Genomic DNA, 14560 nt, shown 5'->3' with positions numbered 1-14560 from the left:
CATTCGATGCAACCTGCCGAGAGCCTCGCGCATGTTACGCTTATTGCTGGATGCCATTGTCGAGTCCGCCGAAGCGAACGCCACGGTCCGTATCAGGCCGGCCAGCGCGTTCGATGTCGAGGGCCTCTCGATCTATTTCACGAGCCTCTCCACGACATCGCGCAACAAGCGCTTCATGGGCGCGCGCGCGGACTTTGCAATGGTCGCGGCCGAATGCGTCGCCAGGATTAGCCATCCCGGTCATTTCACCCTGCTCGCCGAGATCAGGCAGGAAGGGCAAGGCACGATCATCGGCGAAACCAGATACGCCTACGATGTGGCTGCACGGCATGGTGATTTCGCCATCTCCGTTGCCGATGTCTTTCAGCGCAAGGGCGTCGGCCTCCGCATGATGACAGCCATGGAGAAGCACGCGAGCGATCTCGGTCACGAGATGATTGCAGCCGAGACCGCGCGCGTGAACGCCGAGATGCGCGGCCTTGCAAAGAAGGCAGGGTTCGAGGATACCGGTCTAGGAGACTGGCAGTCGGTCCATCTCGCGAAGCGTCTGCGGCGGGTGCGGGGCTTGCCACAAATTTGAGCAAGCGCACGACGCCGATCGTGCCCTAGTATCTCCCTGCGACGGGAGCTTTGGTCGGATGCGCGCAGTTCTGGATTATTGCACCGGTGGGACGGAGCGGCAGGTTGCAGCCGGCACGCTTATCGTCGCCGAGGGCGGCACCACCGGTCATCTCTATGTGCTGATGCAGGGCAAGCTCGAAGTGCTCAAGGGCGAGATGGTCGTCGCCACGGTGGCCGAGCCCGGCGCGGTGCTGGGCGAAATGTCGGTGCTGCTGGGGCAGCCGCACACTGCGACCGTACGGGCCTGCTCCGACTCCGTCGTCTACGAATTCGAGGATGCCGCCTCGTTCCTCAAGCAGGAGGCGGGCGTGGCACTCCTGATCGCCAAGATGCTGGCGCAGCGGCTCAATGTCGCCAACACCTATCTCGCCGATCTCAAGCAGCAATACGCCGGCCACGGCACGCATCTGGCCATGGTCGGCGAGGTGCTCCAGAGCATGATCAACCTGCCGCCGCTCGAGGTCTCGCCAGGCTCGGATCGGCAATCCGATCCAAGAATGTGAGCCAGTCGGGCGGCGTCTCGATCGGAGCGGCGGGCCGATTCAGCGGCGCGCCAAGATCGATCCATTGCGCCTCGCCGGCCGCAAGCCAGAACGCCCTGTCCGCATCGAGGTCCAGCACGATATACGTTGGCGGTCGGTCCGGCTGCAGGCCCGCGTTGAACACCCAGGTCTGGCCGAGCCGGTCGAACCACGAACCATCGGTAATGAACGGCGATTGATGCACATGCCCCGAGATCACCATCGAGGGCTGATACTGCATGATCCATTGCACCAGCTCGACGTCGCCGAAGAAGCGTTTGCCGCCCCAGCTCGTCGGTGAATCCGCCGGCGGCGCATGATGGATCCAGATCCAGCGCCGTGGCCGGCCGGCCGCGGCCGCGCCGAGCTGCGCGACGAGGCGTTGCTTGACTAGAGGCCCATCCCACCATGGGCACACCGTGAACAGCGTGTCGCCGACGGTGAGGCCGTCGCCGTCGCAGGCAATGCCCAACTCGCGCACCTCCGAGATCCAGCGCGAGATCTTTTCGCCTTCCGCATTGCGCTCGTCGAGATCGTGATTGCCGGAGCAGAGGATCACGCGGGTCTTCGCTGCGAGCAGCGCGAGGTACTTCTTCACCACCACGATCTGCGCGCGAAAATCCACCATCGAGCCGATGTCGAGCGCATCGCCGGCGAAGATCACGAGGTCGAATTGCGGAGCGGCGCTGACGAGCCAGTCGAGCTGAGGCAGCGAATAGTGCAGGTCGGCCACGACCAGACAGCGCATTGGAAATCCAGGGGTGAGACGTCAAAAATGCTCGGGATTGCAAAATATCTGAACGCAAGAAGCAGACCAGCCGCGTCTCTCGCCAATTCAACGCGGGCAGTATGCTGCGGCGCATCCGCGGCTGCAAGTATCGAAGCGTCGCCGGGCTGGACCGGATCATCGAATTCTGATGTCGTGGCGTATCCTCAACAGCTCGTGTCCCCAACAGCTCGTCTCCCCATGACCTCCTTCAAGACCATTCGTGCGCGCGCCGAAAAACGCAAGGGCGGGGCCAAGGCGCTGGAAAAGCTGATGCCCGAAAAGCCCGACCTGAAGGGCCTCGCCAAACGCGGTGACGATCGCATCCTCGCCGAGATGACGAAGCGTGTGTTTTGCGCGGGCTTTGCCTGGAGCGTGATCGAGACGAAATGGGACGGGTTTGAAGAGGCCTTCCTGCGTTTCCAGCCGGCCAAGCTCACCTTCCAGCCGGAGGATTATTGGGAGGGCCTGCTGCGCAACGCGCGCATCGTGCGCAACGGTGCCAAGATCATGTCGGTGCGCGACAACGCGGCCTTCGTCTAGGAGATCGCAAGAGAGCACGGCAGCTTCGGCAGGTTTCTGGCGAAGTGGCCGCCATCCGACCAGATCGGCCTGCTCGATCTCCTGAGCAAGCGCGGCAGCCGGTTGGGTGGCAATACCGGCCAGATGCTGCTGCGGTTCGTCGGCTGGGACGGCTTTGTGACGTCCAGGGACGTCGTGGCCTGCCTGCGCGATGCCGGTCTCGACATCGCCGAAGAGGTCAAGTCGAAAGGCGATCTGGCAAAAGTGCAGGCGCAGTTCAATGCCTGGGCCGAGGAGACCGGGCTCCCCTACACATATCTGTCACGCATCTGCGCGCTGTCCGTCGGCGAGAACAGAAGCGAGTAGCGAATTCGGCTCTTGGAATTTGGCTCTTGGATTCGGCTCTGGGGATGCCGAATCATGTGCGTCCTGTGGCGATCTCGTGCCGCAAGCGCGGCAGGGCGCAACCCGTGATCACGAAATGTATTTTTCGGGAACATTTGTGCGGAGCACCTGTTCGGGAGATAGGCCAGGCGAACATCGGCGCAGGGAACGCCCGGTCTGGCTCAGCTCAATGAAACCGACGTGACAGAAACGGAGCAGCTCATGAAGCTCACATCCGAACAGGTGAAGCAGACCGTCAACCAGCTCGGCGCTCAGGTGCTGCCCGACGAGCATCCCGCCATGCCGCAGCTCAACAGCATGTTCGGCGAACACACTTTCTTCGTCGATGAGACAGGGCTGAAGGTCGTCGAGCCCACGGCGCCGCCCGGCACCGAACGCCAGAGCGGCGAAGTCGTCAGCCTCGCCGATTGGGGCGATTCCGAGCTGACACGCCTGATGGCGCACGAGCCCGAGCCGACCGGCGTGATCGTGGTGTTCGAGCACGTGAGGCATTGATCGGGCCCGGCGGACCGATCTTCGGTTGCGAGTCAATCTTGCCACCTGCCTACGCTCTGAAAGCGCGCTCTATGCGGCTGTCCGCGTTCGCCGAAAGCCCGTCAGATTGGTTCAGATGCCGAGAGTCAGCTGCGGCGGCTCCGCATCGTCCCCGGCCTGGAGGGAAGACAGCGATACGCCCAGCAGCCGGACGCTCTTGGGCAGCGGCATCTCGACTTCGAGCAGGCCGCAAGCCAGCCGCTCGAGATCGTCGCGGCCTGCGACCGGCGAAGGGGCCGACCTGCTGCGCGTGATGATCTCGAAGTCGGCAAACTTGATCTTCAAGGTGACGGTGCGGCCGCGGTTGCCGGTCGCCTCGCAATGGCGCCACACCTTGTCGACGAGCGGCTTGAGCTCGGCGACCAGCGTGTCGAATTCGGTGAGATCGCTTGAGAACGTGGTCTCCGCGCCGATGGACTTGCGGACCCGGTTGGCCCGGACCGGCCGTTCGTCGACACCGCGCGAGATCCAGTAGTAATAGGCACCCGACTTGCCGAAATTCGCATTCATGAACTCCAGCGTCTGACGACGAATATCGAGACCGGTGAACATGCCGAGCGCGTTCATCTTCGCGCCCGTAGCCGGGCCTATCCCATGGAATTTTCCGACGGGCAGCGTCTCGACGAAGGCGGGACCCATCTCCGGTGAAATCACGAACTGACCGTTGGGCTTGCGATGATCGGAGGCGAGCTTGGCCAGGAATTTGTTGTAGGAGATGCCGGCCGACGCGTTGAGACCCGTCTCGGCCTTGATCCTCTCGCGGATCTTGAGTGCAATGTCGCGTGCCAGCGGAATGCCTTGCAGGTTTTCGGTCACGTCGAGATAGGCCTCGTCGAGCGACAACGGCTCGATGATCGGAGTATGCTCCGCGAAGATGTCGCGGATCTGCCTGGAGATCGCCTTGTAGACCTCGAAGCGCGGCTTGACGAAGATCAGATCGGGACATTGTCGCTTCGCCGTCACGGACGGCATGGCGGAGCGAACGCCGAACGCGCGGGCCTCATAGCTGGCGGCGGCGACGACGCCACGTTCCGCGGAGCCTCCGACCGCGACCGGCTTTCCGCGCAGCTCCGGATGATCGCGTTGTTCCACGGACGCGTAGAAGGCATCCATGTCGATATGGATGATCTTGCGGACGGGCGAGGTCTCGCCGGTCACCGTGTCGGATTCGCTCATGGCAAGATGATACAATTGAGCGATGAGAAGCGCGAGGTGATGTGATTCAGCGGTCGACACAGGCTGGCCGCCGCTGCGGGATGTACCAGTCCATCAAAAAGCAATCTCAGGCTTGTGAGTGGCAAGCATGGGCATGCGCTCTAATATGAGGTCGCGGAGGACAGCCCATGCAATACAGCTCCGAACTCATTCGAACGATGCGTCAGGCGCTGGAGGCCGTGATGGCCAGCGTGCCGCCCGATCAGTCGGTGTTCGGCCTGAAGGCGGCCGTCGCCGAATGCATCCTGAAGGCCGCTGCACACGGTCAGACGTCGTACGACGGACTGGTCACGTCAGCTTCCGACCAGGTCCAGGCGATCATCTCGATGCTGAATTGAGCGTGGGCTTGCGCTGAGCAGGCGATGATTCCGGCTTGCATTGGAAGAGACTGGCGCACCCGACACGATTCGAACGTGTGACCTTTGCCTTCGGAGGGCAACGCTCTATCCAGCTGAGCTACGGGTGCAACGAGGGTTCATTTAGCCGATTGGCGAGGGGCGGGCAACCGCTTCCGCCGTCTCCTGCCAGGCTGATTTGGGCTAGGCTGTTTTACGGCCCACGCGGCCAGGAACCGGCACGCCGTCCCGCCCGAGCTTGGCGAACTCGGCGAGCAGCCGTTCGGAGCTCATGACGCGGTTGCGGCCGAGCCGTTTGGCGGCATAGAGCGCCTCGTCGGCCGCGGCCAGCAGGCGGTCGGGGCTGCCGTCGGTTTCGTCCGGAATGTGGCTGGCGACGCCGACACTCAGGGTGACGTGGTCGCCGGCCCCGATGGCGCCATGGGCAATCCGCAAGGCCATCACGGCGCAGCGGATCTCGTCCGCGATGACGCAGGCGGCATCGCAATCCATGTCCGGCAGGATCAGCGCGAATTCCTCGCCGCCATAGCGGCTGGCGAGATCGAGCGGGCGCACGGCATGCCGGCTGACGACGGACGCGACCGCGCGCAGGCATTCGTCGCCGCTCTGGTGGCCGTGGCGGTCGTTGAACAGCTTGAAATGATCGACGTCGACGAACAGCAGCGCCATCGCCTTCTGCGTCCGCTGGGCGCGGGCCCATTCGCTCATCAGCATCTGGTCGAACGCGCGGCGGTTCGACAGGCCGGTCAGCCCGTCCTTGGTGGCAAGCTCCTTCAGGGCCATCTCGGCGCGCTTCTGGTCGGTGAGGTCGCGCAGCGTCTCCACCACCGCGATCAGATGGCCGGCCTCGTCGTGGATAGGACCGGCGTCGATCGCGAGGTAGAGCTGGCTGCCGAGCTTCGGCATCACGCACCAGTTTTCGGCGCTGAAGCCGAGCCCGTTATGGCCGCGCGCGGCATATTCGGAATAGAACTCCGGCAGCTGCTCCGGGCGGTCGAGCGCGACGAGGTCGGCAAGGCAAGGGCGCCTGGTCTCGTAGAAGGCCTGCCAGTGTTTATTGGTGCCGATCACCTCGGAGGCGGCAACGCCGGTCAGCCGCTCGCAGGCTCTGTTCCAGATCACGACGCGGCGTTTCGGGTCGACCACGAAGGTCGGCACCACCAGATGCTGCATCAGCCGCACGGCGTAGGAATCCGCAACGTCGACCGTCTTGGCTGACGTTTTCCCCGGCTTCGCCATGTCAGGCCACCGCCGCCACCGGCAAGGCATGGTTTGGGCCGAACAGCTTTCGCACTTCGCTGGCCGGCTTCGGTCTGCTGAAGAGATAGCCCTGCATCTCCGTGCAGCCGAGCGCGCGCAGCATCTCGCGCTGCGCCTCGGTTTCGACGCCCTCCGCGACCGTGGTCATGTTGCTGGCGGCGGCGATGTTCACCACCGCCTGCACGATCACGGGCGCGCCGCTCGTCTCGGCGATATCAGCGACGAAGCAGCGGTCGATCTTGATCTTGTCGAACGGGAAGCGCTTGAGATAGCTGAGCGAGGAGTAGCCGGTGCCGAAATCGTCGAGCGCGATGCGCACCCCGATGGCGCGGAGCTGGTGCAGGATCGAGAGCGCCGCCTCGTCGTCGCGGATCAGCACGGCCTCGGTGATCTCGAGCTCGAGCCGGCACGGGGCAAGTCCGGAATCCGCGAGCGCGCCGGCGATCCGCAGTGCCAGCGTCTCGCATTTGAGCTGCACCGGCGAGACGTTGACCGCGACACGCACATGCGCCGGCCAGGTCGCGGCCTCGTTGCAGGCCATGCGCAGCACCCAGTCGCCGAGCTCGTTGATCAAGCCGGTGTCCTCGGCAATCGGGATGAACTCCGCCGGCGACACCATGCCGCGCTCGGGATGCCGCCAGCGCAGCAGCGCCTCGCATCCCGAGACTTCGTTGGTGCGCAGGTCGACCAGCGGCTGATAGTGGATCTCGAAACCGCCGTTCACCAGGGCTTGGCGCAGATCCTGCTCCAGGCTCAGGCGCGCCTTGGCGCTCGCATCCATCTCCGGCTCGAAGAAACGGTGAGTGCGGCGTCCTTCGGCCTTGGCGCCGTACATCGCGAGATCAGCATTCTTGATGAGCTGGTCGAGATCGGTGCCGTCCTGCGGTGCCATGGCGATGCCGATGCTGGCGTCGGTGGAGAGCTGATGGCCGAAGCAATGATAGGGCCGGCGGATCGCCTCGAAGATCCGCGTCACGAATGACACCACGTCGGCGGATGATTTGATCCCGGTCTGGATCACCGCGAATTCGTCGCCGCCGAGCCGCGCGATCAGGTCGCCCGGTCCGAGGCAGCTGCGGATGCGGGCCGCGATTCCCTTCAACAGCTCGTCGCCGACGTGATGACCGAGCGAATCGTTGATGCCCTTGAACTCGTCGACGTCGATATAGAGCAGCGCAAACTGGCTGCCGCCGCCGACCTTCTCCAGTTCGCGCTCGATCTGCTCGCGGAACAGCGCCCGGTTGGGCAGGTCGGTCAGCGCATCGTAATGCGCCATATGCGCGATCTTCTCGTCGGCGCGCCGCCGTTCGGTGACATCTTCGACGACGTTGATGAGGTAACGCGGCTCGCCGGATTCGTCGCGGATTCCGATCCGGGTCGAGGTGATGTAGCGCATCCCCTTGGCCTGGCTCTGCCAGGCATGCTCGTCCTTGAACAATCTCTCGCCCGACTTCAGCGCCTTGCTGTCATCGTCGGTGACGACTCGGGCGGAGGCATCCGGGTATATGTCGAAGGGAGTCTTGCCAACGATGTTTTCACTCGATTGGCCGAATTGCTCTTCGGCGGTCCGGTTGACCAGCAGATATTGCCGCGTTTGAGCATCCTTCACGGTGATCTGCGACGGGATGTGGTCGATGATCTCGCGCAGGAACATGTAGTTGCGGTCGCGTTCCTGCTCCAGCTTGCGCCGCTCGGTGATGTCTTCGATCGTGGCCACCCATCCGCCCTGCGCGAGCGGAGTGTTGATGACCTGGAAAGCTCGGCCACTCGGCAAGTGATGGCTTCTCGTGGAGACCGTGCCCTCCGCGACGATCCTCATGACGTCGGCGCAAAATGCCTCGACATCGCCTTCGAACGCGCCGCGCTCCTTGCGATGATACATCGCCTCGCGGATGTGACAGCCGGGCTTGATGACATCGTGAGAGAGGCCGAACATATCGGCGTAGCGGCGGTTGCAGGTGACGATGTAGCCGGCGGCATCGTACAGGATCAACCCTTGCGACATGTTGTTCAAGGCGGTGTCGAGCCGCCCGCGCTCCGCTTCCAGCCGTTGCTGCGCCTCACGGTTCTGCCGGTTGATCTGGCGAACGATCAGGAACAGGATCAGCGCAATCACGGTGGCCGAAAGCGCAGCGGTGGTGACCATGAAACCGGTCTGCTGCCGCCAGTCGGCCAGCGCGGCTCTCGTGGTGTTGGTCGCGACGATGACCAGCGGGAAGTGCGACAGCGAGGCCCCGGAGCCGAGGCGCTCGTCGCCGTCGATCGGGCCCCTGACGCGCAGGGTGTGCCGGCCACCTTCGGCCAGCATCTTGCGCATCAGCGGTGCGTCCTTGAAGTCCCTGCCGATCAGCTCTTCGACATGCGGGTAGCGCGACAGCATCTTGCCATTGCGGTCGAACAGCGAGATCGCCGTGCCCTCCGCAAGCGCAACGGACGCGAAATAGTTCTGGTAGCTGTCCGGATCGATCCGGCGGACCATCGTGCCGAGGAAGCTGCCGTCCGCGCCGCTCAGCCGACGCGCGACAATCGTGGTCCATTTTCCGATGATGAAGCTGCGGACCGACTCCAGCGCCACCGGTTCGGCCATCGGATTCGATTTGAAGGTCTGAAAATAGGCGCGTGAGGAGATGTTGATCTTGGGCAGCGGCTGGGGCCGCGACCAGTTGATCAGTTCGCCGTCGGCATCGTAGATCGCGATGTCGCCGAGGTAGGACACCGGGCCGATCTTGCTCCGCAGCATCTGGTTCGTCGCGGGTCCGGACATGCGCTCGCGGAACATCGCGGCCGAACTGATCTCCGGCAGGTTCATCTGCCCGATCACATCGGCGGCGACGATGTCGGAATCCTCGAATTGCTGATCGAAGTGCCGCGCGATCAGCTGCACCGTATTTTCCAGCTCGCGCTCGCGATTGGCCAGGGTGCGTTCGCGAAATTCGCCGACGGCCATGGCGGTCACCGCGAAGATCCCCGCGACCAGCAACACGCCGCACAGGGTGAGCCACAGCACCGGTCCGCGCCGAATGGCTGCCTCCCAGCCGTGCTTCGCGGCTAGGAACATTCCGGCTGCAATTCCTGCAAAGACCTGGCGCATTCCCCCTCCCTGGAGGGACAGGAATACAGCACACAAATGGCGTAAAGCTTAGGAAAGCCAGTTACCTGAGCGTTAATCTCGTTGCGTGATCGCAGTCGTGTCCAGCGAGCCGCCGCGCTGCATCATGAATCGCGCGTTAATGCGAGCTGCCCGCGCTCTTGTCGCTGCCGAGATTACGCAGCCGCCCGACCACGCCCGTCGGAAAGAAGTAGACGCTGGCGATGAAGAGCAGCCCGAGCCACAGCAGCCATCGGTCGGGATGCAACAGTCCGGGCAGCAGCGGCAGGCCGGCTTCCGACGCCGCCTTGGAGGCGACGCCCATCAGCGACTGCAGATAGTTCTGGGCGAGGATGAAGATGGTGGCGCCGATGATCGCGCCGTAGATCGTGCCCATGCCGCCGATCACGACCATCAGCAGGATGTCCAGCATGATCGAGAAGCTGAGCGAGGTATCGGGGCCGGCATAGCGCAGCCACAGTGCATTAAGAATGCCGGCGCCGGCGGCGACCAGTGCGGCGATGCAGTTGGCGTAGCTCAGGTGGAAGACGGTGCGGAAGCCGAGCGCCTCGGCGCGGAAGCGGTTCTCGCGGATCGCCTGCAGCACGCGCCCGAACGGCGAGTTCACCACCCGCAGCAGAGCGAGGATCATCAGGGCCGAGACGGCGAACACCAGATAGTACGTCAGGATGCGGCCGTTGAACTCGAATCCGAGCACGTTCTTGGAGATCAGCACCGTGCCGGGCCTGAGCAGCTCGGGCAGCTGAAAGCTGCGTCCGTCCTCGCCGCCGGTCAGCCAGGACAGCTGCGAGGCCAGCACCTGGAAGGCGGATGCGACCGCGAGCGTGATCATGGCAAAGAAGATCGCAGCCACCCGCAGCGAGAACAGCCCGATCGCAAGCGCAAGCAGCGCGGCAAGCGGCAGGCCGACCACGATGCCGGTTGCAACCGCGCCCCAATGCGGACCCATCCCGTACAGCGCGATCGCGATCGCGTAGCTGCCGATCCCGTAGAACATGGTGTGGGCGAACGACACCGAGCCGGTATAGCCGAGCAGCAGATCGTAGGAGGCGACCAGCGCGGCGAAGACGCAGATCTTGGCCGCGACGTTCAGCGCCTTCGCCCCGGGGAACAGGAACGGCGTCGCCAGCAGCGCCAGGATGATGAGGACGAGAACGAGCGTGAGCACGCGGTTGCGCGGCGGGTCGCCTGACAGGATCATCATCGGCTGGTCACCGCATAGAGGCCGCGCGGCCGCCACATCAGAATGGCGACCATCAGCAGGATGTTGGAGACGAGGGCGAGCTTCGGCACCAGGAAGCCGCCGTAATTGGCAATCATCGCCACCAGGATCGCGCCGATGAAGCAGCCGCCGATCGAGCCGAGGCCGCCGATGATGACGACGATGAAGATCAAGACGGTGAGGTCGTCGCTCATGGAGGCGTGGACTTGCTCGCGATACAGTGCCCACATCACGCCGCCGAGGCCGGCCAGCGCTGATCCCGTCATGAACACGCCGAGGAACAGGCGGCGAATGCGATAGCCGAGCGCCTCGACCATCTCGCGGTTCTCGACGCCGGCGCGGATCAGAAGCCCGAGCTTGGTTCTGTTGAGCACGAGCTGAATCGCGATGAAGACGGCAAGGCCGATCAGCGTCGCCAGCACGCGGTATTTCGCGATCGCGACGTCGCCGAGGATGAAGGAGCCGCGCAGCGACGTCGGCAGCGGCGTCGGGATGATCTGCGGTCCCCACACCGCATAGAGCGTCTGCTCGGCGACGATCAGGCCGCCCGTCGTCATCAGGATCTGCTTCAGATGCTGGCCGTAGACGGGCAGGATCAGCACCCGCTCGACAATCAGGCCGAGCGCGCCGGAGACCGCCATCGACAGCAATGCCGCCGGCGCCAGCACTGCGAGGTTCATCCACAGCGAATCCACCTGGAGCGAGGTCGCGAACGGCGCCAGCACCAGGGTCGCGACATAGGCCCCGACCGCGATGAAGGCGCCATGGCCGAAATTGAGCACGTCCATCAGGCCGAACACGAGCGTGAGTCCGGAGGCCATGATGAAGATCATCATGCCCATCGCGAGGCTCGCGGCCGTCAGCGTCAGCCAGGTGCTGGGCGAGCCGATCAGCGGAATCATCACCAGGGCGACCGCGATCGGCAGCAGGATCGGCGCGATGTCGCGCTTGGGCTTCGGCAGCGGATCGGTTGCGGCGAGCTCGGTCATTGATGCGTCTCCAGGCTCAGGCCGAGCAGTCGCTCCTGCAGCGGCACGTCGGCCGCCAAGGCCGCCATCTCGCCGCGATGGACGATGGTGCCGTTGTCCATCACCAGCACGTCGTCGCCGAGCTCGCGGGCCGCAAAGAAATTCTGCTCGACCATCAGGATGGTAGCGCCCTTGCGCTTGATCTCCTTCAGACACTCGATCAGCGCCATCACGATCGCGGGCGCCAGCCCCTTGGTCGGCTCGTCGATCAGCAGGAGCTTGCGCGGTTCGATGATGGCGCGGGCAATCGACAACATCTGCTTCTGTCCGCCCGAGAGACTTCCCGCGCGCGACAGCCAGAACCGGCGCAGCGCGGGGAAGAAGCCGAAGATCCAGTCGAGCTGGGTGTCGTCGAGCGGCCCGTCGCGCGCCGCCAGCACCAGATTTTCCTTCACCGTGAGATCCGAAAACACCGCCATGCTCTCCGGCACGTAGCCGACGCCGAGCCGCGCGATGTCGGGCGTCGCGCGGCTCTCGATGCGCTCGCCGGCGAGTCTGATCTCGCCGGAGGAGGCCTGCCAGAGGCCCATGATGGTGCGCAACGTCGTGGTCTTGCCGGCGCCGTTGCGGCCGAGCAGCATCGTTGTCTGCCCCTGCGCGACAGCGAGATCGATGCCCTGGAGGATGTGATAGCGGCCGATATGAGTGTGCACACCGGAGAGCTTCAACAGATCGGTCATGCTGCGCTCCCTCCAACTTTATTGGGCGCGACGCCGAGATAGGCTTCCTGCACGATCGGTGATGCGATCACCTCGGCCGGAGGGCCGTCCGCAACAAGCTGCCCGTTATGCAGCACGATGATGCGGTCGGCGAGCGATCGCACCACGTCCATCTTGTGCTCGACGAGGAGGATGATCCTGCTCTTGTCCTGCTTGAGCTGCGCGATCAGGTTCAGCACGACCGGCACCTCGTCGATGCTCATGCCTGCGGTCGGCTCGTCGAACATGAACACCTTTGGTTCGAGCGCCATCATCAGCGCGACCTCGAGCTTGCGTTGGTCGCCATGCGACAGTGCGGTGGCGGCGACGCCGCGGCGGCCGCCGAGCGCGACCTGATCCAGGATCGTATCGGCGCGCGCAATCAGATCACGGCGGACCATCCAGGGCCGCAGCATGTCGTAGTGAGTGCCGTCAGCGGCCTGCACGGCGAGGCGGACGTTTTCCTCCACCGATAGATTCGGAAAGAGATTGGTGAGCTGGAAGGCGCGCCCCAGGCCTGCGCGCGTCCGCATCGGCGCGGAATGCTGGGTGATGTCGGTGCCGTCGAACAGGATGCTGCCGCTCGATGCGCGGAGCTGACCGGAGATCAGGTTGAAATAAGTGGTCTTGCCGGCGCCGTTCGGGCCGACGATCGCGGTGAGCTCGCCCGGCCGGAAGCTGCAGGTGACGTTGTTGACCGCGACATGGCCGCCGAAGCGGATGGTGAGGTCGCGGGTTTCGAGGGAGAGCGTCATCGAAACTTTCGATCGGGTTTGGTTGGAAGTGTATCCGCGATCACGCTGCGCCCCCTCCCTCGCTTGCGGGGGAGGGCTGGGGAGAGGGTGCCTCCTCAGGCGAGAACCCCCAAGAGGACAGCGCCCTCTCCCGGCCTCCCCCGCAAGCGGGGGAGGTGAAGGAAGAAAGATCAGCGCTTGTTCTTGATCGGAACGTCCATGTCCTCGATCTTCAGCTCGCGCACCGGCTCGAGCACGGCCCAGGCGACATTCGGATCGACCCTGACCTTGAAGTGATACATGCTCTGGAGCGCCTGATGGTCTTCCTTGCGGAACATCATCTTGCCCTTCGGCGTGTCGAACTCCAGGCCTTCCATGGCCGTGATCAGCTTCTCGGTGTCGGTCGACCTCGCCTTGGTGACGGCGGCCACGACAGACATCGCGGCGGCGAAACCGCCCGCGGTGAAGAAGTCCGGCGGCGCGTTGAAGCGCTTCTGGTGTTCGGCGACCAGCCAGTCGTTCACCGGGTTCTTCGGGATCGAATAGAAGTAATAGGTGGCACCTTCCATGCCGGGCAGACCCTTATAGGCGGCGAGCGCCGGCAGGATGTTGCCGCCGGTGGACAGCTCGATGCCGTAGCGCTTCGGATCCATGTCCTGGAGTTTCGCCAGCGGATTGCCGGCGCCGGCCCAGATCACCCAGATCACCTTGCGGCCCGGCTTGTCCTTTAGCGCGTCGAACAGGCGCTGGCCGACCGCGGTGAAGTCGGTGGTCGAGGTCGGGGCATATTCTTCGGCGGCGAGCGTCGCGCCGGTCTTGCCGAGCGCCTCCTTGAAGGCGGCGACGCCGTCGCGGCCGAAGGCGTAGTCCTGCGCCAGCGTTGCGACGGTGATGCCCTGCTTGCCGATCGCGACCGCGTTCGAGATCGCGTCTTGCGACGAGTTGCGCGCCGTGCGGAAGATGTAGCGATTCCACTTCTCGCCGGTAATCTGATCCGCGACCGCGGGCTCCACGATCAGGATCTTCTTGTTCTCCTCGGCGACCGGCAGGATCGCGAGTGCCGCGGCCGACGAGGTCGTGCCGATCGCGATGTCGGCCTTGTCGTCCTGATAGGCTTCCGCAAGCGCGGCCTTGGAGAGATCGGGCTTGCCCTGGTCGTCCTTGGTGATGACGACGATCTTGCGCCCGTCGAGCGTCATGGTGCCCTTGGTGGCGTATTCAAAACCCATCTGCAGGCCGGTCTCGGTCTGCTTGGCATAGGCTTCGAGCGGGCCGGTCTTGCCATAGATCAGCGCGACCTTGAGATCGTCGGCCTGTGCGGAGGTGCCCGCGGCGAGGGCGAGGATGGTGGTTGCCATGACGAGTGATCGACGCACGGTGGTCCCTCCTGATGAAATGCTTTGGTCATAGCGATTTGCACAACCGTGCGGACATTGCAATTCCACCTTCCGGCGGACCACGCGACGGGCATGTGTGACATTGTCCCGGCCCGGCCGCGCCGGATCGCTTCCGCCGAGGAAATCGGCAGATGCAATTGTTGACCTCACCCCCGGAACGGGCTGCTCAGGC

The 14560-nt window shown here is 64.2% G+C and carries 13 protein-coding genes, 1 tRNA gene and 1 pseudogene; 5 read left to right on the top strand and 10 right to left on the bottom strand.

The annotated features are described in order from the left end of the window. The first annotated feature begins 31 nt into the window (after positions 1-31). Both AC0L30_RS14300 and AC0L30_RS14295 read left to right on the top strand, forming a co-directional pair. Positions 32-580 (top strand): GNAT family N-acetyltransferase, encoded by a 549-nt coding sequence (locus AC0L30_RS14300; protein ID WP_473404510.1) that lies wholly within the window; start codon positions 32-34, stop codon positions 578-580. 58 nt (positions 581-638) lie between these two features. Then, positions 639-1124 (top strand): Crp/Fnr family transcriptional regulator, encoded by a 486-nt coding sequence (locus AC0L30_RS14295; protein ID WP_007598226.1) that lies wholly within the window; start codon positions 639-641, stop codon positions 1122-1124. Here the strand turns inward: AC0L30_RS14295 and AC0L30_RS14290 are convergent. Further along, a complete protein-coding gene (locus AC0L30_RS14290; protein WP_473253888.1) occupies positions 1063-1890 on the bottom strand; it encodes a metallophosphoesterase family protein in 828 nt (275 codons plus the stop codon). The two genes, AC0L30_RS14295 and AC0L30_RS14290, sit on opposite strands and share 62 nt — an antisense overlap. A 219-nt stretch (positions 1891-2109) precedes the next feature. On the opposite strand from AC0L30_RS14290, the pseudogene AC0L30_RS14285 reads away from it, so the two are divergent. Together AC0L30_RS14285 and AC0L30_RS14280 are read left to right on the top strand one after the other, a co-directional pair. Next, a pseudogene (locus AC0L30_RS14285) lies at positions 2110-2796 on the top strand (DNA-3-methyladenine glycosylase I). Between the two features lie 240 nt (positions 2797-3036). Then, complete coding sequence (locus tag AC0L30_RS14280; protein ID WP_007598221.1) at positions 3037-3330, top strand: hypothetical protein; 294 nt, start codon at positions 3037-3039, stop codon at positions 3328-3330. A gap of 111 nt (positions 3331-3441) precedes the next feature. On the opposite strand, the gene dinB is transcribed toward AC0L30_RS14280, so the two are convergent. After that, a complete protein-coding gene (gene dinB / locus AC0L30_RS14275) occupies positions 3442-4545 on the bottom strand; it encodes a DNA polymerase IV (RefSeq protein WP_473404509.1) in 1104 nt (367 codons plus the stop codon). Between the two features lie 167 nt (positions 4546-4712). Between dinB and AC0L30_RS14270 the strand changes: the two genes are divergently transcribed. Beyond that, positions 4713-4922: a hypothetical protein gene (locus AC0L30_RS14270; RefSeq protein ID WP_007598219.1), complete on the top strand. Its 210-nt coding sequence runs from the start codon at positions 4713-4715 to the stop codon at positions 4920-4922. A gap of 51 nt (positions 4923-4973) precedes the next feature. On the opposite strand, the gene AC0L30_RS14265 is transcribed toward AC0L30_RS14270, so the two are convergent. The 8 genes from AC0L30_RS14265 to AC0L30_RS14230 all read right to left on the bottom strand — a co-directional run bounded on the left by AC0L30_RS14265 (position 4974) and on the right by AC0L30_RS14230 (position 14349). Continuing rightward, positions 4974-5050, bottom strand: a tRNA-Arg gene (locus tag AC0L30_RS14265). Between the two features lie 73 nt (positions 5051-5123). Beyond that, on the bottom strand, positions 5124-6179 hold the full coding sequence (locus tag AC0L30_RS14260) for a sensor domain-containing diguanylate cyclase (RefSeq protein WP_473404508.1): 1056 nt from the start codon (positions 6177-6179) through the stop codon (positions 5124-5126). Between the two features lies 1 nt (position 6180). Then, entirely contained in the window at positions 6181-9291 is a 3111-nt protein-coding gene (locus AC0L30_RS14255; RefSeq protein ID WP_473404507.1) for a bifunctional diguanylate cyclase/phosphodiesterase, read from the bottom strand. Positions 9292-9427: 136 nt separating this feature from the next. After that, positions 9428-10513 carry a branched-chain amino acid ABC transporter permease gene (locus AC0L30_RS14250; protein ID WP_473404506.1) on the bottom strand — a complete coding sequence of 362 codons (1086 nt, stop codon included), beginning with the start codon at positions 10511-10513 and terminating at the stop codon, positions 9428-9430. Continuing rightward, positions 10510-11520 (bottom strand): branched-chain amino acid ABC transporter permease, encoded by a 1011-nt coding sequence (locus AC0L30_RS14245; RefSeq protein ID WP_219679842.1) that lies wholly within the window; start codon positions 11518-11520, stop codon positions 10510-10512. The genes AC0L30_RS14250 and AC0L30_RS14245 overlap by 4 nt, the downstream gene beginning before the upstream one ends. Next, positions 11517-12239, bottom strand: a complete 723-nt coding sequence (locus AC0L30_RS14240; protein WP_219679838.1) for an ABC transporter ATP-binding protein — start codon at positions 12237-12239, stop codon at positions 11517-11519. The genes AC0L30_RS14245 and AC0L30_RS14240 overlap by 4 nt, the downstream gene beginning before the upstream one ends. Then, positions 12236-13012 (bottom strand): ABC transporter ATP-binding protein, encoded by a 777-nt coding sequence (locus tag AC0L30_RS14235; RefSeq protein ID WP_007598207.1) that lies wholly within the window; start codon positions 13010-13012, stop codon positions 12236-12238. The genes AC0L30_RS14240 and AC0L30_RS14235 overlap by 4 nt, the downstream gene beginning before the upstream one ends. A gap of 170 nt (positions 13013-13182) precedes the next feature. After that, the gene (locus AC0L30_RS14230) at positions 13183-14349 is read right to left on the bottom strand and encodes a substrate-binding domain-containing protein (protein ID WP_473404517.1); all 1167 of its coding nucleotides are present in this window, start codon (positions 14347-14349) and stop codon (positions 13183-13185) included. Positions 14350-14560 lie beyond the last annotated feature (211 nt).

The sequence above is a fragment of the Bradyrhizobium sp. MI1.11 genome, assembly GCF_055811255.1.
This window is presented reverse-complemented; position numbering and strand designations above follow the sequence as displayed.